Genomic DNA, 19,224 nt, shown 5'->3' on the forward strand with positions numbered 1-19,224 from the left:
AGACCGCGCAGGAGCCAGATCAGCGCTGATCGAAGGCAATTGAGCGGTTTTTGACAAGAATGCGTATCTGCGCGTTGAGCGAAGGGCAATGTCTGGGGGATATGAATGGGCAAGCCGGATCGCAGATGGTTCCTGACGGGTCCGGTTCGAACGGGTTCACAGTAGCCTTGTTCTGCGTCACTGGGCCGGGTGAGCCGCAATCGCGGGTTTCGCCCGGCCTGTCGTTCCTGAAATCGGCACCTGCCCCTTTTCCCCCGCGCCGGCGGCATGTATCAAACGCATGCGCCCCAGCTTCACATTTCGTCTGGCGCGAGAAGGGTCAAAATGAGTATTGCCGAACCTATCGCCGATCCCGATGAGTCCTGCCCGGCGCTGTTTCGGGATGCGCCGGCGGGCGTGGAGTTCAACAAGCTGCGCAAGCGGCTGATCCGTCAGGTCCGCGAAACGCTCGATGCCTATGGCATGGTGCGGCCGGGCACGAAATGGCTGGTCGCGCTGTCGGGTGGCAAGGACAGCTACGGGCTTCTGGCGGTGCTGCTCGACCTCAAATGGCGCGGGCTTTTGCCGGTCGAGCTTCTGGCGTGCAATCTCGACCAGGGACAGCCCAATTTCCCCAAACACATCCTGCCTGAATTTCTCGAGCGCAACGGTATCGCGCACAGGATCGAATATCAGGACACCTATTCGATCGTCACCGACAAGCTGCCACAAGGCGCGACCTATTGCTCGCTGTGTTCGCGGCTGCGGCGCGGGCATCTCTATCGCATCGCGCGCGAGGAAGGGTGTTCCGCGCTGGTGCTTGGCCATCACCGCGAGGACATCCTGGAAACCTTCTTCATGAACTTCTTTCATGGGGGCAAGCTGGCGGCCATGCCGCCCAAATTGCTCAATGACGAGGGCGATGTCGAAGTGCTGCGCCCGCTGGCCTTTTGCGCCGAGGCCGATCTGGCCCGGTTTGCAGAAGCGCTCGAATTCCCAATCATTCCCTGCGATCTGTGCGGCTCGCAGGACGGGCTGCAGCGCAACGCCATGAAGGCGATGCTCGATGATTTCGAGCGCAAGATGCCGGGACGCAAGGACGTGATGATCCGGGCGCTGGGCAATATCAATCCCAGCCACATGCTGGACCCGAAACTTTTCGACTTCGCCGCACTGGCGGCCAGGATGGACCAATGAACATCGAGCGCCTGACGGCAATTCTGCGTGAGGCAGCGGCCAAGGAAATCATGCCGCGGTTCCGGCGGCTCGATGAAGGCGCGATCCGCACCAAATCGCACGCCCATGACCTGGTGACCGAAGCCGACGAAGCGTCGGAGCGGTTCATTACCGAGGCGATCAAGGCAGCTTCACCACAGACCGTGGTGATCGGCGAGGAAGCGGTGGCCGCCAACCCCAAGCTGCTCGACACTCATTTCGAGAACGAGACGGTTGTCTATGTCGATCCGGTGGACGGCACCTGGAATTTTGCAGCCGGGTTGCCGCTGTTCGCGGTAATGGCGGCGGTGGTGCACAAGGGCGAGGTGGTCGCCGGGGTGATCTACGATCCGGTGGGGGATGACTGGATGATGACCGAGCGCGGCTGCGGGTGTTTCCAGGTGTTTCCCGACGGACGCATTGTGGCGCAGAAATTTGCCGCTCCGGTGCCGCTCGACCAGATGGCCGGCACGGCATCGGCATCTTACGTCGCACAGGACAAGCGGGCCGAAGTTCTGGCCAATCTGGCCAAAATCCACACGCTGGCCGCCTATCGCTGCGCTGGACATGAATACCGGCTGGGGGCGGGCGGCAGCCTCAACTTCATGATGTATAACAAGCTCACGCCCTGGGATCACGCGGCGGGATCGCTGATGATGGTGGAAGCGGGCGCCCATGTGGCCCATTTCGACGGCTCGGCGTACAAACCCGCCCATATGGAGGGCGGGCTTCTGGTGGCAGGCAGCAGGGACAGCTGGGACGAACTGCGCCGCGAGGTGTTTACCGTCTAGAGTCATTCAGGATTTGATTGACTCAAATTCTCGGCTCCAAACCCTTGTTTTGTCGCGTGTCCGAACTGGAAAACAGTTTCCATCCCCGATCGCGTCGCGGACATGGTTTTGCTGGACACGCTCCAGGCTTTGGTCCAACGCAGCAAAGCTGCCGCTGTCTGCCGATCATTCGACCCGAATCGTAATCGGGTCACTGTAGAGATCGAAATCAGTCCGCCCAGGTGCCGTGGCCGTGAACATCAATGCCCGGGCAGGGGTCGGCCCGCCGCAACTGCGGCTGTTGCGCAGTCCTATGCCGCCGTCGGACCATGAGCCTATATCGATGTCGGGCAGGTCTTTTCGGGTAACCTCCCAGGCTGGAGGCATCTCGCCGCACGCGCCGCGCCGACCATGAATGATCTCGGAGTCCCCGACGCCCAGCGTCACGAGCCTGTGGTACTCGATTTCGGGATATCCCGTGCTTTGGGGGGCGGGCGAGAGAAGCAGGTAGGCGAGGGTTCCGGCCAGGCCAATCAGGCATATGACAGTTCCAGCCAACATCAACTGCAACTGCCTGATCTGAGTTCGGCCATTATCGATCTTACTGTCGTTTGCTCCGGTCTCAGCGGGCTTTCGGGCTTCCTGGTAAAGCGCATTCCAGCCCGCGCTCAAGTCCTCCCGGGACTCGATCTGCAGGACCTTGGTGAGGAGCAGGAAGTTGCGGCGCCGGGGAACGTGAGTACCGTTTCGCCAATTGTGCAGGTTCCTTAGCGTCGCCTCGAACGACTCCTGGGATTTGCTGCCCGAGGCCAGGCAAAGCTCTTCGGCCAGAGCCATGTTGTCGAGATGGCCCTGGCGGATGCATATGGCGTCGAGCAGCTCGTGCCAGTGCCGATATCCTGCAATGTTATCGTTTTCCATTGCCTTCTCCCGTCTCAGCCATTCGACAATAAGCATATGAGTTATCACAGTAAATCCCCGAAAATGCCCCGCAGTCTCGGGATCTTCCGGGAATGTCCAAGACATCGGCATGGCAAGATGATTAAGGCTGCTTTCGCGCTCTCGTCGAACCGGGATAGGCCGTGATTGGCGCAGGGGCGATCACTAGCTCTCATTAAAACGGAGGAATAATTGAAGTACACACTCCTGCTATTGTTTGCAGCGGCCTGCTTTGTGCCGCTTGGTGTCTCTCCGACATTTGCCCAGCAGGCAAACGACTGTGTTGACGTGCGCAATACAAGCAATACGGCGTTTTTCAAGAGCCAGATGTATAACGGATGCAACAAAACAATCGTTGTTCATTACTGCATGGCTAACGCCTGCCGATCGAGCTCGGGGTATTATACCTCATCGGAAACGCTTTCGCCTGGAGAGAGCGCTCCGGTCGATACCGAAGGGAACGGTGTCTACTGGGCCGCTTGTGTTTATGAAGCGCCTGATTGGGACACACCGATCTCGGACTCATCGGGACGATTCCGGTGCGGCTAGCGCCATTCTTTGGGACTGCCGAGGTCGGTTCACCGCCACCTAACTCCAGGAAAGGAAAGGCAATGACAGCGATCCGAACCATCGCCCTGGCCGCGACAGTGAGTCTTGTGCCGACATTTGTTTTGGCCCAATCGTGTCCCACGGCTGTAAACGGGGTGAGCATGGCGCAGACAATCGGTGAAGCCGGTGGCGCGGAAGCGCTCTTTGATGCGGCAAGCGCCCAGGTTCTTGAACTCGACAAATTTCTTGCCGAACTCGAACCGGCCCGAGGGCAGGGTATCCGAGAAGCCGAGATCGAAGCGCTCAGGAGCGAGGCGCTTGAACTGCGGGCGGCAAACGAGGCCCTCGCTGAAGCCGCCCGGTGTTATATGGGGCAATAGCGCCACCAAAGGTGGCACGCGTGCATGGCCGGTTGGGCCAGCCGTTTTCAGGGTGAAAGGGAAGGGCCGTATGCTCAGGCGAGCACGCGGCCCTTTCCATTTACGCTAGAGCCGAGGATTGATTGACTCAAATCCTTGGCTCCAAACCCTTGTTTTGTCGCGTGTCCGAACCGCAAAGCCATTTTCATCCCCGATCGCGTCGAGGACATGGTTTTGCTGGACACGCTCCAGGACAATCGACATTGAGCTGATGGCGGCCTGCAAATGGCAGTTTGCTGCGTTTCCGGTGCTTACGTACCCGAACGTACGCTGCTCATAGCCCCGCGAGCTTAAGCTCGCCGGGCGTTTTTCCCTACATAAGGTCCACCGGACCTTCTGTAGCCGGTCATCACTCTCGAAAACCGCCGTTTTCGACTCACCCTGAGCTGAATGTCGATTGGTCCTAGTGTTCGCCGCCGACCGGGGGGAGTTCGTCCTTGTATTCCTCGCCGACACCGAACAGCTTGCCATTTTCGGCAATCAGGATGAAGACGAGCGCGACGCAGCCGAGCACGAAATATCCCGCAGCGATGGGCGTTATGGTGCCGTTGTAGAACTGACCGATCACGGTTCCGATCAGGGCGCCGCCCACTGTCTGGATCAGGCCGAATACGGCCGAAGCGGTGCCTGCAACCCTGCCGAGCGGTTCCATGGCCAGTGAATTTACATTGGCCATCGTCCAGCCGAACATGAACATGATGACGGCAAGGAAGGCCAGGAACAGCCAGAGCGGCATGAACCCGGTGAGCGAGACCATAAGCCAGATGCCGCTCATGATGGTGAAGACCAGCATGGCGCCATGGCTCAGCCGGCGCATGCCGATTTTCCGGACCATGCGGGAGTTGGTGTAGGACGAGATCGACATCAGGCCGGCGATTGCGGCAAAAGCGACCGGGAAATAGGCGCCCAGATCGTAGATATCGACATAGATCTGCTGGGCCGTGCTGATGAAGCCGAAGAGGGCGCCGAACACGAACATGGCCGAAAGCCCGTAGCTGAAGGCCATCTTGTTGGTGAAGACGAGCCGAAAGCCTTCAATGATGATCGCCGGGCGCAGTTCGCGGCGGTTCTCGGGCCGCAATGTTTCGGGCAGGCGAATGAATGCCCAGACCGTGATGACAAATCCCAGGGCGGCCATGAAAAAGAAAATGTATTCCCACGGTCCGGTCAGCAAAAGCACCTGGCCGATTGCGGGCGCTATCACCGGAATGATCATGAATACCATAAAGACCAGCGACATGACTTCGGCCATCGCCCTGCCGCCAAACCTGTCGCGCACCAGCGAGGTGGCGATCACGCGGGTGGAGGCGGCGCCAAGGCCCTGAACGAAGCGCAGAACCAGAAGCGTCGCGAAGGTCGGCGAGAACGCAGCCGCAAAGGCGGCGATAACGTAGATCGTCAGGCCAACCATGAGCGGAGCGCGGCGTCCGAAACGGTCCGACAGTGGGCCGAAGGCAATCTGCGCCGCGCCGAACCCGAGCATATAGGCGGTCAGCACGTAATGGCGGTCGTTTTCATTCATCACGCCCAGCGCCTCGCCCATATAGGGCAGCGCAGGCAGCATGACGTCGATAGCCATGGCATTGAGCGCCATGAGCCCTGCAACAAGGGCAATGAATTCTGGCCGGGAAACGTCCCGGGTCACTGTCGTCGTGGTCGTCATGGGATACCCTGGAAATGGCAAGGCCGGGACTCATCGGCCCGGCCTTGTTGGTAAAGCTTGAACCCCTCTGTCGGGTTTGGCAACCCTAAAATCGGCACTAGCCGATGGAAGCGGGCTGGGGGGCGATGAAGGCGGGCGCCTTGCCCTCCCTGATCGGTATGTGAATTGCCGCGGACAGCAGGCCGATGACGATGCCCAGATACCACACCGCATAGTAGTCGCCGGTCATGTCGTAGGACAGGCCGCCGAGCCAGACACCAAAGAACGAGCCGATCTGGTGGGAGAGAAAGGCCACGCCATAGAGCATGCCCATATAGCGCGGGCCGAAGAACAGGCTGACCAGCCCGGCGGTCAGCGGCACTGTGGCCAGCCAGAGCATGCCCAGGGTTGCCGCATAGATATAGGCGCTGACCTCGGTTATGGGCAGCAAAAGGAAGGCGGCGGTGCCGACGGCGCGCAGCAGATAGATCACCGAAAGCAGGATCTGCTTGGGCAATCGGTCGCCCAGCCAGCCGGCCATAAGCGAGCCTGCGACGTTGAACAGGCCGATCAGCCCCAGCGCCCAGGAACTGGCTTCCGGTGTCAGCCCGCACTGGACGAGGAAGGCGGGGAAGTGGACAGTGATGAAGGCCAGATGGAAGCCGCAGACGAAAAAGCCGATGACCAGCAGGCGATAGGAGCCATGGCCGAGCGCCTTGGAGAGCGCCTGCATGAAGGGCATATCGGCATCGCCGGGCGCGCTGTTTGTCTGGCCGCGCAGCATTGTCGAGAGCGGGACGACCAGCAGGATGATCAGCCCGAGATAGACCAGCGCACTCTGCCAGCCGAAATTGGAGATGAAGGCCTGTCCGAGCGGGGCGAAAACGAACTGGCCCATCGACGAGGCGGCGGTGGCTATGCCGAAGACGAAGGAGCGCTTTTCGGGCGGAACGGCGCGGCCGAAGGCGGCCATGACCACGCCGAACGAAGCCGTGCCGATGCCGACGCCCATCAAGACGCCGCCGGTGAGCATGAACATGCCTTCGGTTGGCGTGATCGACCACAAAAACAGGCCAAGTGCGTAAACCAGCGCGCCGCCGGCCAATACGCGACCGGTGCCGAATTTGTCGGCCATGCCGCCCGCGAAAGGCTGGGTAATGCCCCAGACAAGGTTCTGGATGGCCAGCGCCATGGCAAAACCCTCACGCGACCAGCCGAGGTCCTCGGTCATGGGCAGAAGGAAAATACCGGAGGTGGAGCGGGCGCCAAAGGTCACCATGGCGATGAAACAGCCGGCCACGATGATGACAGGCAAGGGAACCGGCAGGGCGCGGCGGGTGGTTGTGGCGGACATAGTCAGGATTCCGTTTGTATCGCCGGGCGACGATAAAGACTTCCGCGCACGTCACAAACGAAAAAGCACGATGGGTATCATCAATATGATTGATTTGAGAAAGCCCGACGGCAAAACGGCCCCAAGCATGGCTTGAGGCCGTTCAAATGGCGACAGTTCGGCCGATCAGGCGGTCTGCTTGACCGGAATGCCGGCGTTTTCGAAATGGGTCTGGAGTTCGCCGGCCTGGAACATCTCGCGGATGATGTCGCAGCCGCCGACAAATTCGCCCTTGACGTAAAGCTGGGGAATTGTGGGCCAGTTGGAATAGTCCTTGATGCCCTGACGCAGCTCGTCGGTTTCAAGAACGTTGGCGGATTTGTAATCGACGCCGAGATAGCTCAGAATCTGGACCACCTGTCCGGAAAATCCGCACTGGGGAAAATCGGGCGTGCCCTTCATGAACAGGAAGACGTCGTTGGACTTCACCTGTTCGTCGATAAATGCGTTGATGTCACTCATCAAAATGTCCTTTCGGCCCGTTGGGGAGGTTCGGGGCGTTGATCGGCGTTTCCCGATAGATAGGGGATGATGGTGGCCATGTCGAGGTCACCGTGTTCAAATCAGCGGTGAACGGCGCCAAGCCCGTTGAGCACTTCGCGCGGAATGGCGAAGGCGGCGATCACGTCCTGATGGCGCTTGAAGCCGCACAACTCACGCTGGACGAAATAGGCCCAGACGGCATTTTGCGCGGCGGTGAGTTGGTCAGTGCGCTGGCCGGGCGTAGCGGCATTATAGGCAGCGACGGTTTTGGCCACCCGCTGTTCGGCGGCGCCGAGCGAGGCGGCGCGTTCGCCCATGATCTCGTTTTCGAGAACGGCGTGGCCGCCTTCGGGATTGACGGCCTTGATGAGATCGAGGCTGTCGCGCAAGCTCATTTCAGGATCAATCGGGCGCGTTGGTGGTCAGCGCCAAAGCGTGCAACTCGCCGCCCATATTGCCCTTTAGCGCCTGATAGACAAGCTGATGCTGCTGCACGCGGGATTTTCCGCGGAAGGTTTCAGAGGTGACGGTCGCGGCGTAATGGTCGCCATCGCCGGCCAGGTCGCGGATATCAACCTGTGCATCGGGAAGCGCCTGTTTGATAAGGGTCTCGATTTCGGCTGCATCCATTGGCATGTGAGGCACTTTCTTTCTTGTCGTGCTGTGGTGAGCACGTCGGAACCTAGTTGATTGTAGCGCCCATGAAGGTCGGAAACCAGCCTTCATAGGCGGCGTTGAGGTCTGTGACCGATATGGACCGGGCCGCGCCAAGCTTCAAGGTATCGCCGCCCGTGGCGCCGATAATGGTGGCGGAAACGGGCGATCCGGCGACGATTTCCCCGGCCAGGTCGGCGGAGGCCGTGACGATATAGCGGCCCTGATCTTCGCCGAACCAGGTTGCGGGCGTCTCGTGCTCGGGTGCGGCGATCTCAGCGCCGATGCCCGATTTGATCGCTGCCTCGGCGAGGCCCAGAGCGAGACCGCCGTCGGACAGATCGTGGGCCGAGCGGATTTTTCCCGCGCGGATGAGGGAAAGCACGAAAAGCCCGGCCTTTTTCTCGTGATCGAGATCGACATAGGGCGCGGTGCCCTCGCGACGGCCCAGAACGTCGCGCAGATAGGCCGATTGGCCGAGATGGCTGCCCCAATTTTCCGGCGCGCCGATCAGGACGATGACATCGCCTTCGCGGGCGAAACCGGAGCGGGCCATCTTGGCATTGTCTTCGATCAGGCCGACGCCGGCGATGGTGGGGGTGGGCAGGATGCCGCGGCCGTTGGTTTCGTTATAGAGCGAGACATTGCCCGAAACGATGGGGAAATCGAGCGCGGTGCAGGCTTGGCCGATGCCTTTGATGGCGTGGACGATCTGGCCCATGATTTCGGGGCGTTCGGGATTGCCGAAATTGAGATTGTCGGTGGCGGCGAGCGGTTCGGCGCCCGTCGCGATCAGGTTGCGCCAGCATTCAGCAACGGCCTGCTTGCCGCCCTCGAAGGGATCGGCTTCGCAATAGCGCGGATTGACGTCCGAGGAGAAGGCCAGCGCCTTGGTGGGGTGGCCTTCGACGCGGACCACGCCGCCATCGCCGCCCGGGGTCTGGAGCGAATTGCCCTGGATGAGCGTATCGTACTGCTCATAGACCCAGCGGCGCGAGGAGTGATTGGCCGAGCCGAGCAGCGCCAGCAGGGCGTCAGCGATATCTGCGTCCGGTACGGTCGCCGGGTCGAGCGGGGCGGGCAGAGCAGGGACAACCCAGGGGCGGTCGTATTCGGGAGCCTCGTCGCCCAGATCCTTGATGGGAAGGTTGGCCACTTCTTCGCCCTGGAACAACACGCGGAAGCGCAGATCGTCGGTGGTCTTGCCGACGGTGGCGAAATCGAGTTCCCACTTTTCGAACACGGCGCGGGCCTGGGCTTCCTTTTCGGGATGCAGAACCATGAGCATGCGCTCCTGGGATTCCGAGAGCATCATCTCGTAGGGCGTCATGCGATCTTCGCGCACGGGTACGGCATCGAGATTGAGCTCGATCCCCAGATCGCCCTTGGCGCCCATTTCGACGGCCGAACAGGTGAGCCCTGCCGCGCCCATATCCTGAATGGCGATCACCGCACCGGTTTTCATCAATTCGAGGCAGGCTTCGAGCAGGCGCTTTTCGGTGAAGGGGTCACCGACCTGGACGGTGGGGCGCTTTTCCTCGATGTCGTCGCCAAATTCGGCCGAGGCCATCGTGGCGCCGCCGACGCCATCGCGGCCGGTCTTGGCGCCGAGATAAACGACAGGCAGGCCGACGCCCTTGGCTTCGGAGAGGAAGATCTTGTCGGCATCGGCAAGGCCGGCGGCAAAGGCGTTGACGAGGATGTTGCCATTGTAGCGGGCATCGAACTGGACTTCGCCGCCAACGGTCGGGACGCCGAAGGAATTGCCATAGCCCCCGACACCGGCCACCACGCCTGAGACGAGGTGCTTTGTCTTTTCGTGATCGGGCTCACCAAAGCGCAGGGCGTTCATCGCCGCGATGGGGCGGGCGCCCATCGTAAAGACGTCACGCAGAATGCCGCCCACGCCGGTTGCCGCGCCCTGATAGGGCTCGATAAAGGACGGATGGTTGTGCGATTCCATCTTGAAGACGACCGCCTGACCATCCCCGATATCGACAACACCCGCATTTTCGCCCGGCCCCTGCAGCACGCGCGGGCCCTTTGTGGGCAGGGTCTTGAGCCATTTTTTCGAGCTCTTGTAGGAACAGTGTTCGTTCCACATGGCCGAGAAAATACCGAGTTCGGTGAACGTCGGTTCACGCCCGATCAGGTCGAGAATCTTCTGGTATTCGTCGGGCTTGAGGCCGTGATTGGCGACGAGTTCGGGGGTGATTTCGATATCGTTGCGGAGGGTCATTTCAGCCAGTCGTCAATGAGGAACCGGGGCGTTGAGCATTTCCACCTGGTGTGCGGACACTCTAGTTGAGAAGGCCGGCGAACAGGTTCTTGCCGTCCTCGCCGCCATGGGCAGGTTCGATCAGGTTTTCGGGGTGGGGCATCAGGCCCAGAACGTTGCCGCGGGCGTTGGTGATGCCGGCGATGTTGTTGATCGAGCCATTGGGGTTGGTTTCCGCAGTATAGCGGAACACCACCTGGCCATTGTCCTCAAGCGCGGCGATCGTATCGTTATCGGCGAAGTAATTGCCGTCGTGGTGGGCGACAGGGCAGCGGAACACCTGGCCCTGCTCATAGCGGCGCGAGAAAGCGGTGTTGGCGTTGGCGACTTCGAGGTTGACCTCGCGACAAACGAATTTGAGCGAGGCGTTGCGCATCAGCGCGCCGGGAAGGAGCCCGGCTTCGGTCAGGATCTGAAAGCCGTTGCAGACGCCGAGGACGTGAACGCCTTTTTCGGCCCGTTCGCGGATCACATCCATCATGGGCGAGCGGGCGGCGATGGCGCCGCAGCGCAGGTAATCGCCGTAGGAAAAGCCGCCGGGAATGACAATCAGGTCAACATCGGGCAGTTCGGCATCCTTGTGCCAGACGACAGCGGGCGGCGTGCCGCCAATCTTTGTCAGCGCCGCGATCATGTCGCGTTCGCGGTTGAGGCCGGGAAAGACAACGACTGCGGACTTCATCGCGCTGGGTCTCGCTTTTTCGATATTGGGGCTGGCACCGGATGGCCGTCTTGTCGGGATTCTGGCCGCAAAAAGCAAGGGGATTCGTACGCTTTCACATACGAATCCCCTTCAAGTTCGCGTGGTCGCGCTTCCGAACCCGATATGTGGTCTTAAAGCCCCTCAGCGTTGAAGTGAGCCTATTCGGCCGGGGCGGGAGCCGGGCGCTGTGCCCAGCGGCTGCCGGGTGCGCCGGGCAGGTGCGCCCAGGCGGGCCGTTCGAAGAGGAACTTGCCCAAGCCTGTCTTGCCGATGATCCAATAGAGGATGAGGGGGCAGACGACTGCGACGATCAGGCAGGCAAGGCTGGCAATACCCGCATCGATCTGGGGAACGAAGCGCAGCAGTATCGTACGGAAGCTGCCCATGGGGATGACGAAGCTGAGATAGATGACGATGGAATGGGCACCCATCCAGCGCAGCCAGTCCATGGCGGCGAGGCGGGCGAGCAACACTGCGGCCGCGCAGATGGCGGTGGCACCGGCCATGGCCATGAGGAAATGGGCGCCGGGGATGTTGTCGACGCCGCTGGTCACCACACCATAAGTGACCGAATGACCCGGCGAGAACACCAGAGCGCCATTGGCCAGTGCCCAGGCTGCAAGCCCTGCAACGGCGAGGGCGGGATGGGACTGGATCCAGTCTGCCAGCTTGAAGATAGCCGGTGCCAGAGCGTAACCGGCGTAGAAATAGACGAAATACTCGGCCACGTAGTTGACGATGGAAATTGGCGTTGCGACCGGGGCGATGGAAGCTGCGGCAGCTACGATCAGCACGGCGATGTGGGGTACACGCAACTGAAAGAGCAACTTGGCGATCAGGCCATAGATGGCCAAGGCATAGATGAACCACAAGATCGAATAGGGCTCGTAGACGGCGCTGGCCATGAGGGCGAGCGTGCCGGCAGGGTCGCGGTCGACGATCAGATGCTTGAAGGCGATCAGGATCACGGCCCAGAGCGCATAGAAATAGAGGTAGTGGACAACGCGCCGGTCGGTGAAATTGCGCCAGGGGCGGGCGATGACCGCCGAAAGGAAAAGCCCCGAAACGAGGAAGAATTCGGGCATGCGGAAGGGGGTTGCGAAGCCGAGAATGTAGTGCATGAAGCCGACGCGCTCGGTCGCTTCGCCCACGCCGTAGGTTGAATGCATCATCACAACGAGAATGATGGAAAGGCCCTTGGCCACATCGACCCAGGCGTGGCGTGGTTTGGCAGTGTCAGTCATATCGCGTCCCCAAAGCAAGATTTGGGGCGATCATAGTTCAAGGCACTAAACGGCGCCTTTCACCAATGATAACAACTGGAAGCGTGGTTAAGAATGCGAAAAGGCCGGAGGGATGCTCCGGCCTTTTCGCGAAAAATCGTGCCGCCCGGGGGCGGGTGGGGTGTTCAGACCACCGGAACGGTGCCGTAGGCGGCAACCATTACGCCGATGGCGAGAAAGAACAGGGCCGAAAGGGAAACGGTCTTCAGCATTTCGAGGCATACTCCATGGCGCGCGGACGCGACAAATTGCGCGGGATTTAATTTAAATGGCAGAGGTTAACCGATGATCTCTACGGCGTAATTTTCGATCACGGTGTTGGCGAGAAGCTTTTCGCACATCCTCTCGATTTCCGTTTTCGCACTAACGGGATCGGTGGCCGAAAGTTCCAGATCGAACACCTTTCCCTGCCGTACGGACTCGACTCCGGCAAAGCCGAGACCTTCGAGTGAACCTTCGATGGCCTGTCCCTGAGGATCCAGGACACCGGTTTTCAAAGTGACGATGACGCGGGCTTTCATGGTTCCGTTTGGCCTTTTGGTTGGGCGGAAGAATTTTCGTTATCCCGGGAAAACTCCGGTTACTGAACCAGCCGGGGACCGGTGGTCAGCGCGTTGTCTGCCTCGACGAGAATGCCGAGACGCTGGGCGACTTCGCGATAGGCATCGACGAGACCCCCAAGATCTTCGCGGAAGCGGTCCTTGTCGAGCTTGTTACGGGTCTTGATGTCCCATAGCCGGCAATTGTCGGGTGAGATTTCGTCGGCCAGCACGATGCGCATGAGGTCACCCTCATAAAGGCGGCCGCATTCGATCTTGAAATCGACAAGCTGGATGCCGACGCCCATGAACAGGCCGGTCAGGAAATCGTTGACGCGCACGGCGAGCGCCATGATGTCGTCGAGCTCCTGGGGATTGGCCCAGCCGAAGGCGGTGATGTGCTCTTCGGAGACCATGGGATCGTTCAGCGCATCGTCCTTGTAGTAAAATTCGATGATCGAGCGGGGAAGCTGGGTGCCCGATTCAAGGCCCAGACGCTTGCAGAGCGATCCCGCTGCGACATTGCGCACGACCACTTCGATTGGGATGATCTCGACTTCGCGGATCAACTGTTCGCGCATGTTGATGCGGCGCACGAAATGGGTGGGGATGCCGAGCGTATTGAGCTTGGTGAAGATGTACTCGGAAATCCGGTTATTGAGGACGCCCTTGCCATCGATGATCTCGTGCTTGGCGCCGTTACCGGCGGTGGCGTCGTCCTTGAAGTGCTGGATCAGCGTGCCGGGCTCGGGGCCCTCATAGAGCACTTTGGCCTTGCCTTCGTAGATCTTGCGACGACGGTTCATTTCGACGGTGTCCCGTAGATTGCGTGGTTAAGCGGGTCGGAATTTGGGCGCACTCATGCGCCTTTTTGGGTGGCCAATGCAAGCCCTTTCATGGGGCGGGCCAAACCATTCACGCTCTACATATCGCGATTCCGCCCCCTGTTGCGCAAAAACTGCGATAAGGGTTTACGCAGGCGTCTGGCGGGCGTGCAATACGTTGATTTTGGGGGCGATAGAGCCTATTTCAAACCGTAAACCGCGCGTGGCGGCCAGTACCGGAAAACCAAACAAGCCGAGGGACCGAGAAATGTCTTCATTCGACGAACGCCAGAGGGGCGAGGAAGCCAAATTCGCCCATGACGCATCGCTGCGATTCAAGGCCGAAGCGCGCCGCAACAAGCATCTGGCGCATTGGGCCAGCGCCGAAATGGGCGTGACCGAGGCCGATGCGATTGCCAATTATGTTGCCGAAGTGATCGCCGCAGACATGACAGAGGCCGGCCCGGCCGACGTCGCGCGCAAGATCAAGGCCGATTTCGAGGCCAAGAATATCGAGATCGACGAAAAGACCATCGAGGCCAAGATCGCCCAGTTCGATATTCAGGCGCGGGCCGAGGTGCTGGCCGAGGCCTGAGGTTCCGGCTCGGAGGGCAGGCGCCATGAAAGGCATCAGGCACGAGACCATTGCCGGCTATCACGCGGTCCAGACCGATGAGGATCGCGCGATCTGCGAGCAACTGCGCGGCGTCATCGACCGGGTGCTGCCCGAGGCCGAAAGCAAGATCTGGCACGCCCATCCGGTATGGTTTCTGGCCGGCAACCCGATCGTTGGGTACAGCAAGCTCAAGCATTGTGTGCGGCTGTTGTTCTGGAGCGGGCAATCCTTCGAGACCCCGGGACTGGCGCCTGAAGGCACTTTCAAGGCGGCCGAAGCCCGCTTCACGCGGGCCGAGGAGGTGGATGAAGGCCCGCTGATGCAGTGGCTGGAAGAAGCCCGTACGATCCAGTGGGACTACAAAAATCTCATCAAGAAGCGAAAGCTGGAGCGGCTGATCTAGGGATTGATCCAGGCTTATCTGAAAGCCCCGCGTACTCGGCGCGGGGTTTTTTATTGCAAAACAGATAAGTGTATGCTTATCTGTTGGCATGGATGATGATTCTCTTTTCAGGGCACTGGCCGATCCCACACGCCGCGCGATCTTCGAGCGGCTGAGCGCCGGGCCAGCCAATGCAAGCGGGCTGCGCGAGGGCTTCGGCATCAGCCAGCCGGCGATGAGCCAGCATCTTGGCGTTCTGGTCGGAGCGGGGCTGGTGCGGCAGGAGCGGGATGGCCGGTTCGTCAATTACGAAGTCGATCCGGCCGGTATCGGTCGGATCGGGGCCTGGCTGTCGCGATACAGGGCCTACTGGCCGAGCCGGATGGCCGATCTGGATGAGGTTTTGAGGGAGATGGATCAATGAGCGAGACGATCGAGATGGAATTTAGCTTCGATGCGCCGCCGGAAAAGGTCTGGCGCGCAGTCTCCATCGCCCAGTATCGCGAACGCTGGCTGCCGGGCACCGATCTTGCGCAGGACGAGCCGCTGGCTCTCGAAGAGGGAAGCGCTGTGAGCTATCGCATGCGCGACAGTGCACCCCCGCATGAGGAAAGCGTCGTCACCTTCCAGATAGCCGCCGACGGCTCGGGGGGGCACGCGGCTCGAAATCATACAGCGTCTTGTGGTCGCGGTGCCGGCTGCCGCCAATGCAAATGGCGAGACGATGATGCTGGCCGCCTAAGGCCCTCTTTAATTCCTATCAGTACCAAGCAATGGAGGTCGCCCATGCGCGACACGATGCAACTCGTCCCCATGGTGGTCGAGCAATCCCAGCGTGGCGAGCGCTCGTTCGATATCTATTCGCGGCTGCTGCGCGAGAAAATCGTTTTCGTCAATGGCGAGATCAACGATGCGATGGCCTCGCTGGTCTGCGCGCAGCTTCTGTTTCTGGAGGGCGAAAACACGAAAAAGCCGATCCAGATGTATATCAACTCCTATGGCGGCGTGGTGACCAGCGGGCTGGCCATGTACGACACCATGCAGTTCATCCGCTCGCCGGTGCATACGCTGTGCATGGGCACGGCGCGGTCGATGGGTTCGTTCCTTCTGATGGGCGGGGAAGCCGGTTTCCGCGCCGCATTGCCCAATGCCAGCCTGCATGTGCACCAGCCCTTGGGCGGGTTTCAGGGGCAGGCCAGCGACATGCTGATCCATTCCGATGAAATGCAGCGCACCAAGAAGCGGATGATTGAGCTCTACGCCCAACATTGTGGACGCAGCTATGACGAGGTGGAAAGAACGCTCGATCGCGACCGGTTCATGACGCCGCAGGAAGGCAAGGAATGGGGGCTGATCGATACGATCATGACCGAGCGCCCGCCAGTTGGGTGATGGCGGTCTGCAAAACGCAATCTCCTGCGCTTCCGGTGCTCACGTACTTTGAAGTACGCTCCGCTCCGGTTCTCGAAGATCGCCTTTTTCGACTCGCCCTGACCCAACTGCTCGCCGCTGCGGCTATATCCGGCTCATCAGCCGGGTGAACATCAACAACCCTTCGGGCCACGGACCGTGGCCGGATTCGATGTTGATATGGCCGACATCGCCCGCGACATGGAAATCGGAGCCCCAGCGGGCTGCAAATTCGGCGGCGCGTTCGACGCTGCAATAGGGATCGTTGGAAGACGCGACCAGCATCGAGGGGAATCTGAGCGGGTCGGAGGACAGACCCCGAAAGGGCGAGGTCGCTTCCGGGACGTCGGGGTGCTCGTCGACATCGGGCGGGGCAACGAGAAAGGCGCCTTTGACCTTGGTATCGGCCTGGGTCTGGCTCGCGGCAACAATGGTCTGAACGCCGAGCGAATGGCCGACCAGAACCACAGGCCGCGTGGCCATCATGATCTCGCGTTCGAGGGTTTCGAGCCAGCCGGCGAGCGTTGGGGCTTCCCATTCGTCCTGTTCGACGAATTTTGCATTGCGGATCTTTTCGACCCAGCGGTGCTGCCAGTGGCCGGGGCCGGAATGACCCAGTCCGGGGATGATGAGGATGTCGGCGTCTGCGGTTTTCATAGCACGATTACTTGGTGGATTTCCGGCAGTTGCGCAAGGGGCCGCTCGGCTGGAGGGGCGACTGCAGGCTTGTCGTTTTGACGGGACTGCTGACGCAGGCTGTCAGGGCGTTTCTGTTATGTTCTTATTGCAACGGAGAGCGGACAAATGACGGAATGGAAAATGGCCCAAAGCCGCGCACTCAAGGCAAGCCGGGCCGGGAGCATCCTTGCCATGCTCAGGATATCTCCTGTTTTCAGTGAGCGGCGGGGCCGGGCACAAGCTGTGCCCGACACGCTGCGGGTGGATGTGGGATTGGAGCCGAAAGAAACGCGCCGGACGTGGCGGGATTATCGCTAGATGCTTTGTTTGTCGCGTGTCCGAACCGCAAGACCGTTTCCACTTTTGCTGGAGCCGCTCTATTCGCCGAACACGCGTTTGAAGATCGTGTCGACATGCTTGAGGTGATAGGCGTCGTCAAAACTGGCATCGATCTGTTCGTCGGAAAGCTTGGCCGAAACATCGGGGTCGGCCTTGAGGAAATCGGGAAACTTGCCTTCGCCGCGCCAGACCTTCATGGCGTTGCGTTGCACGGCGGAATAGCTTTCCTCGCGGCTCATGCCGGCCTGGGTAAGAGCGAGCAGGAAGCGCTGGGAATTGTGCAGGCCGCCGAGCTTGTCCATGTTGGCCTTCATGGTCTCGGGATAGACCACGAGATTTTCGATGACGCCGGTGAGGCGGGCCAGGGCGAAATCGAGGGTCACTGTCGCGTCAGGGCCGATCATGCGTTCGACCGAGGAGTGCGAAATGTCGCGTTCGTGCCAGAGGGCGACGTTCTCTAGCGCCGGGGTCACCATGCCGCGCACGAGGCGGGCGAGGCCGGTGAGGTTTTCGGTCAGCACGGGATTGCGCTTGTGCGGCATGGCCGACGAGCCCTTCTGACCCTTTGAGAAAAATTCTTCCGCCTCGAGCACTTCGGTGCGCTGGAGGTGGCGGATTTCGGTCGCCAGACGCTCGATGGACGAGGCAATGACGCCGAGCGTTGCGAAATACATGGCGTGACGGTCGCGCGGAATGACCTGGGTCGAAACCGGCTCGACAGCAAGGCCCATCTGCTCGGCGACATATTCTTCCACCGAGGGATCGATATTGGCGAATGAGCCCACAGCGCCTGAGATCGCGCAGGTGGCGATTTCGGCGCGGGCGTTGACCAGCCGGTCGCGGCAGCGGGAAAATTCGGCATAGGCCTGGGCGAGTTTGACCCCGAACGTGGTCGGCTCGGCGTGAATGCCGTGGCTGCGGCCGATGGTGATGGTGTTCTTGTGCTCGTAGGCGCGCTTTTTGAGCGCTGCGAGCAGGGCGTCGAGATCGGCAAGCAGCAGGTCGGCGGCGCGGGCGAGTTGGACCGAGAGCGTGGTGTCGAGCACGTCGGACGAGGTCATGCCCTGATGGACGAACCGGGCCTCGGGACCGACGATTTCGGCGAGATGGGTCAGGAAGGCGATGACGTCATGTTTGACTTCCCGTTCGATCTCGTCGATCCGGTCAACGTCAAATTTTGCGTCCTTGCCCCTGGCCCAGATTCCATCGGCAGAGGCCTGCGGCACGACGCCGAGTTTAGCCTGCGCGGTGGTGGCATGCGCTTCGATCTCGAACCAGATCTTGAACTTGGTCTCTGGTGACCAGATGTCGACCATCTGCTGGCGGGAATAGCGCGGGATCATGGGTTTAGGGTCCGTCGTTCAAAGATTGATTCAGATTATCGGGCCATCGCGGCGTCGCGGATGGTTTTGATGCGGGGGGCGTAGGTGGCGGCGTCATTGCCCTTGTAAACGGCAGAGCCCGCGACCAGCGCTGTGGCGCCGGCTTTGGCGAGTGCGCCGGCGTTTGTGGGATCGACACCACCATCGACCTCGATGTCGATGGGGCGATCGCCGATCAGACTTTTGGCCTGTTCGACCTTGGCAATGGCTTCGGGGATGAAGGCCTGGCCGCCAAAACCGGGATTGACGCTCATGATCAATATAAGATCGAGCTTATCGATGACGTGCTGGATCGTGGAAACCGGCGTAGCCGGGTTGAGCGCCACGCCAGCCTTTTTGCCCAGTGCCTTTATCGCCTGAAGCGAGCGGTCGAGATGGGGGCCGGCTTCGGCGTGAATGGTGATAAGATCGGCACCGGCTTTGGCGAAGGCCTCGAGGTATGGATCCGCCGGCGCGATCATCAGATGCACGTCGAGCAGTTTGCCGGTGACCGGGCGGATCGCTTCGACGATCAGCGGGCCGATGGAAATGTTGGGGACGAAATGGCCGTCCATTACATCCACATGCACCCAGTCGCAGCCGGCCTGATCGATGGCGCGGACTTCCTCGCCCAGCCGGGAGAAGTCTGCCGACAGGATGGAGGGGGCGATCTTTATGGGATGGCTGGTCACGGCGAACCCCGGATAGTGGTCTGTTGGCAGGCTTGTTAGTATGGCGGGGGCCGGAATCCTAGTCCCAAAAGGTCTG

General features: G+C 60.6%; 21 protein-coding genes. 7 read left to right on the forward strand and 14 right to left on the reverse strand.

Features of this window, described 5'->3' with window-relative positions; all coding sequences use genetic code 11:
• Positions 1 to 324: 324 nt before the first annotated feature.
• Both ttcA and AACZ55_RS01720 read left to right on the forward strand, forming a co-directional pair.
• A complete protein-coding gene (gene ttcA, locus AACZ55_RS01715) occupies positions 325 to 1,176 on the forward strand; it encodes a tRNA 2-thiocytidine(32) synthetase TtcA (RefSeq protein WP_339642362.1) in 852 nt (283 codons plus the stop codon).
• A complete protein-coding gene (locus tag AACZ55_RS01720; RefSeq protein WP_339642365.1) occupies positions 1,173 to 1,985 on the forward strand; it encodes an inositol monophosphatase in 813 nt (270 codons plus the stop codon). The genes ttcA and AACZ55_RS01720 overlap by 4 nt, the downstream gene beginning before the upstream one ends.
• Positions 1,986 to 2,150: 165 nt before the next feature.
• On the opposite strand, the gene AACZ55_RS01725 is transcribed toward AACZ55_RS01720, so the two are convergent.
• The gene (locus tag AACZ55_RS01725; RefSeq protein ID WP_339642368.1) at positions 2,151 to 2,885 is read right to left on the reverse strand and encodes a hypothetical protein; all 735 of its coding nucleotides are present in this window, start codon (positions 2,883 to 2,885) and stop codon (positions 2,151 to 2,153) included.
• A gap of 629 nt (positions 2,886 to 3,514) precedes the next feature.
• Here AACZ55_RS01725 and AACZ55_RS01730 point away from each other — a divergent pair.
• Positions 3,515 to 3,832 carry a hypothetical protein gene (locus AACZ55_RS01730; protein ID WP_339642371.1) on the forward strand — a complete coding sequence of 106 codons (318 nt, stop codon included), beginning with the start codon at positions 3,515 to 3,517 and terminating at the stop codon, positions 3,830 to 3,832.
• Positions 3,833 to 4,274: 442 nt separating this feature from the next.
• Here AACZ55_RS01730 and AACZ55_RS01735 read toward each other — a convergent pair whose 3' ends face one another.
• The 10 genes from AACZ55_RS01735 to purC all read right to left on the reverse strand — a co-directional run bounded on the left by AACZ55_RS01735 (position 4,275) and on the right by purC (position 13,652).
• The gene (locus tag AACZ55_RS01735) at positions 4,275 to 5,534 is read right to left on the reverse strand and encodes a multidrug effflux MFS transporter (RefSeq protein ID WP_339642374.1); all 1,260 of its coding nucleotides are present in this window, start codon (positions 5,532 to 5,534) and stop codon (positions 4,275 to 4,277) included.
• A 97-nt stretch (positions 5,535 to 5,631) separates the two neighbouring features.
• Positions 5,632 to 6,867 (reverse strand): MFS transporter, encoded by a 1,236-nt coding sequence (locus tag AACZ55_RS01740; protein ID WP_338610181.1) that lies wholly within the window; start codon positions 6,865 to 6,867, stop codon positions 5,632 to 5,634.
• A gap of 165 nt (positions 6,868 to 7,032) precedes the next feature.
• The gene (grxD, locus tag AACZ55_RS01745; RefSeq protein ID WP_338610182.1) at positions 7,033 to 7,368 is read right to left on the reverse strand and encodes a Grx4 family monothiol glutaredoxin; all 336 of its coding nucleotides are present in this window, start codon (positions 7,366 to 7,368) and stop codon (positions 7,033 to 7,035) included.
• Between the two features lie 101 nt (positions 7,369 to 7,469).
• Positions 7,470 to 7,784: a DUF6665 family protein gene (locus tag AACZ55_RS01750; protein ID WP_338610184.1), complete on the reverse strand. Its 315-nt coding sequence runs from the start codon at positions 7,782 to 7,784 to the stop codon at positions 7,470 to 7,472.
• 7 nt (positions 7,785 to 7,791) lie between these two features.
• Entirely contained in the window at positions 7,792 to 8,025 is a 234-nt protein-coding gene (locus AACZ55_RS01755) for a BolA family transcriptional regulator (RefSeq protein WP_338610185.1), read from the reverse strand.
• Positions 8,026 to 8,071: 46 nt separating this feature from the next.
• On the reverse strand, positions 8,072 to 10,282 hold the full coding sequence (purL, locus tag AACZ55_RS01760; RefSeq protein WP_339642379.1) for a phosphoribosylformylglycinamidine synthase subunit PurL: 2,211 nt from the start codon (positions 10,280 to 10,282) through the stop codon (positions 8,072 to 8,074).
• A gap of 61 nt (positions 10,283 to 10,343) precedes the next feature.
• On the reverse strand, positions 10,344 to 11,003 hold the full coding sequence (gene purQ, locus AACZ55_RS01765) for a phosphoribosylformylglycinamidine synthase subunit PurQ (RefSeq protein WP_339642382.1): 660 nt from the start codon (positions 11,001 to 11,003) through the stop codon (positions 10,344 to 10,346).
• A 179-nt stretch (positions 11,004 to 11,182) separates the two neighbouring features.
• Positions 11,183 to 12,268, reverse strand: coding sequence for an acyltransferase family protein (locus AACZ55_RS01770; RefSeq protein ID WP_339642385.1), 1,086 nt, complete (start codon positions 12,266 to 12,268; stop codon positions 11,183 to 11,185).
• Positions 12,269 to 12,585: 317 nt separating this feature from the next.
• Positions 12,586 to 12,828, reverse strand: a complete 243-nt coding sequence (gene purS / locus AACZ55_RS01775) for a phosphoribosylformylglycinamidine synthase subunit PurS (RefSeq protein ID WP_338610193.1) — start codon at positions 12,826 to 12,828, stop codon at positions 12,586 to 12,588.
• A gap of 59 nt (positions 12,829 to 12,887) precedes the next feature.
• The gene (purC, locus tag AACZ55_RS01780; RefSeq protein WP_264227353.1) at positions 12,888 to 13,652 is read right to left on the reverse strand and encodes a phosphoribosylaminoimidazolesuccinocarboxamide synthase; all 765 of its coding nucleotides are present in this window, start codon (positions 13,650 to 13,652) and stop codon (positions 12,888 to 12,890) included.
• A 286-nt stretch (positions 13,653 to 13,938) separates the two neighbouring features.
• On the opposite strand from purC, the gene AACZ55_RS01785 reads away from it, so the two are divergent.
• The 4 genes from AACZ55_RS01785 to AACZ55_RS01800 all read left to right on the forward strand — a co-directional run bounded on the left by AACZ55_RS01785 (position 13,939) and on the right by AACZ55_RS01800 (position 16,060).
• Positions 13,939 to 14,265 carry a DUF1476 domain-containing protein gene (locus AACZ55_RS01785; RefSeq protein WP_338610198.1) on the forward strand — a complete coding sequence of 109 codons (327 nt, stop codon included), beginning with the start codon at positions 13,939 to 13,941 and terminating at the stop codon, positions 14,263 to 14,265.
• Between the two features lie 25 nt (positions 14,266 to 14,290).
• Complete coding sequence (locus AACZ55_RS01790) at positions 14,291 to 14,689, forward strand: DUF1801 domain-containing protein (protein WP_339642390.1); 399 nt, start codon at positions 14,291 to 14,293, stop codon at positions 14,687 to 14,689.
• Between the two features lie 88 nt (positions 14,690 to 14,777).
• Positions 14,778 to 15,092 (forward strand): metalloregulator ArsR/SmtB family transcription factor, encoded by a 315-nt coding sequence (locus AACZ55_RS01795; protein ID WP_338610201.1) that lies wholly within the window; start codon positions 14,778 to 14,780, stop codon positions 15,090 to 15,092.
• 362 nt (positions 15,093 to 15,454) lie between these two features.
• A complete protein-coding gene (locus tag AACZ55_RS01800) occupies positions 15,455 to 16,060 on the forward strand; it encodes an ATP-dependent Clp protease proteolytic subunit (protein ID WP_339642496.1) in 606 nt (201 codons plus the stop codon).
• Between the two features lie 123 nt (positions 16,061 to 16,183).
• Here the strand turns inward: AACZ55_RS01800 and AACZ55_RS01805 are convergent, their stop codons facing one another.
• The 3 genes from AACZ55_RS01805 to rpe form a co-directional block, all read right to left on the reverse strand.
• Entirely contained in the window at positions 16,184 to 16,735 is a 552-nt protein-coding gene (locus tag AACZ55_RS01805) for an alpha/beta hydrolase (protein ID WP_338610207.1), read from the reverse strand.
• Between the two features lie 398 nt (positions 16,736 to 17,133).
• Complete coding sequence (purB, locus tag AACZ55_RS01810) at positions 17,134 to 18,438, reverse strand: adenylosuccinate lyase (RefSeq protein WP_339642393.1); 1,305 nt, start codon at positions 18,436 to 18,438, stop codon at positions 17,134 to 17,136.
• Between the two features lie 35 nt (positions 18,439 to 18,473).
• The gene (rpe, locus tag AACZ55_RS01815) at positions 18,474 to 19,148 is read right to left on the reverse strand and encodes a ribulose-phosphate 3-epimerase (RefSeq protein WP_339642395.1); all 675 of its coding nucleotides are present in this window, start codon (positions 19,146 to 19,148) and stop codon (positions 18,474 to 18,476) included.
• Positions 19,149 to 19,224 lie beyond the last annotated feature (76 nt).

The sequence above is a fragment of the uncultured Pelagibacterium sp. genome (genome assembly GCF_963972885.1).
GTDB classification, from domain to species: Bacteria; Pseudomonadota; Alphaproteobacteria; order Rhizobiales; family Devosiaceae; genus Pelagibacterium; species Pelagibacterium nitratireducens.

Coding starts and splice junctions, on each gene's coding strand:
- purC (WP_264227353.1), bottom strand. CDS start 13,652: ATGAACCGTCGTCGCAAGATCTACGAAGGCAAGGCCAAAGTGCTCTAT.
- AACZ55_RS01735 (WP_339642374.1), bottom strand. CDS start 5,534: ATGACGACCACGACGACAGTGACCCGGGACGTTTCCCGGCCAGAATTC.
- purS (WP_338610193.1), bottom strand. CDS start 12,828: ATGAAAGCCCGCGTCATCGTCACTTTGAAAACCGGTGTCCTGGATCCT.
- AACZ55_RS01795 (WP_338610201.1), top strand. CDS start 14,778: ATGGATGATGATTCTCTTTTCAGGGCACTGGCCGATCCCACACGCCGC.
- purL (WP_339642379.1), bottom strand. CDS start 10,282: ATGACCCTCCGCAACGATATCGAAATCACCCCCGAACTCGTCGCCAAT.
- AACZ55_RS01790 (WP_339642390.1), top strand. CDS start 14,291: ATGAAAGGCATCAGGCACGAGACCATTGCCGGCTATCACGCGGTCCAG.
- grxD (WP_338610182.1), bottom strand. CDS start 7,368: ATGAGTGACATCAACGCATTTATCGACGAACAGGTGAAGTCCAACGAC.
- AACZ55_RS01750 (WP_338610184.1), bottom strand. CDS start 7,784: ATGAGCTTGCGCGACAGCCTCGATCTCATCAAGGCCGTCAATCCCGAA.
- AACZ55_RS01785 (WP_338610198.1), top strand. CDS start 13,939: ATGTCTTCATTCGACGAACGCCAGAGGGGCGAGGAAGCCAAATTCGCC.
- AACZ55_RS01805 (WP_338610207.1), bottom strand. CDS start 16,735: ATGAAAACCGCAGACGCCGACATCCTCATCATCCCCGGACTGGGTCAT.
- AACZ55_RS01720 (WP_339642365.1), top strand. CDS start 1,173: ATGAACATCGAGCGCCTGACGGCAATTCTGCGTGAGGCAGCGGCCAAG.
- AACZ55_RS01755 (WP_338610185.1), bottom strand. CDS start 8,025: ATGCCAATGGATGCAGCCGAAATCGAGACCCTTATCAAACAGGCGCTT.
- AACZ55_RS01725 (WP_339642368.1), bottom strand. CDS start 2,885: ATGGAAAACGATAACATTGCAGGATATCGGCACTGGCACGAGCTGCTC.
- AACZ55_RS01770 (WP_339642385.1), bottom strand. CDS start 12,268: ATGACTGACACTGCCAAACCACGCCACGCCTGGGTCGATGTGGCCAAG.
- AACZ55_RS01740 (WP_338610181.1), bottom strand. CDS start 6,867: ATGTCCGCCACAACCACCCGCCGCGCCCTGCCGGTTCCCTTGCCTGTC.
- purQ (WP_339642382.1), bottom strand. CDS start 11,003: ATGAAGTCCGCAGTCGTTGTCTTTCCCGGCCTCAACCGCGAACGCGAC.
- AACZ55_RS01800 (WP_339642496.1), top strand. CDS start 15,455: ATGCGCGACACGATGCAACTCGTCCCCATGGTGGTCGAGCAATCCCAG.
- ttcA (WP_339642362.1), top strand. CDS start 325: ATGAGTATTGCCGAACCTATCGCCGATCCCGATGAGTCCTGCCCGGCG.
- AACZ55_RS01730 (WP_339642371.1), top strand. CDS start 3,515: ATGACAGCGATCCGAACCATCGCCCTGGCCGCGACAGTGAGTCTTGTG.
- purB (WP_339642393.1), bottom strand. CDS start 18,438: ATGATCCCGCGCTATTCCCGCCAGCAGATGGTCGACATCTGGTCACCA.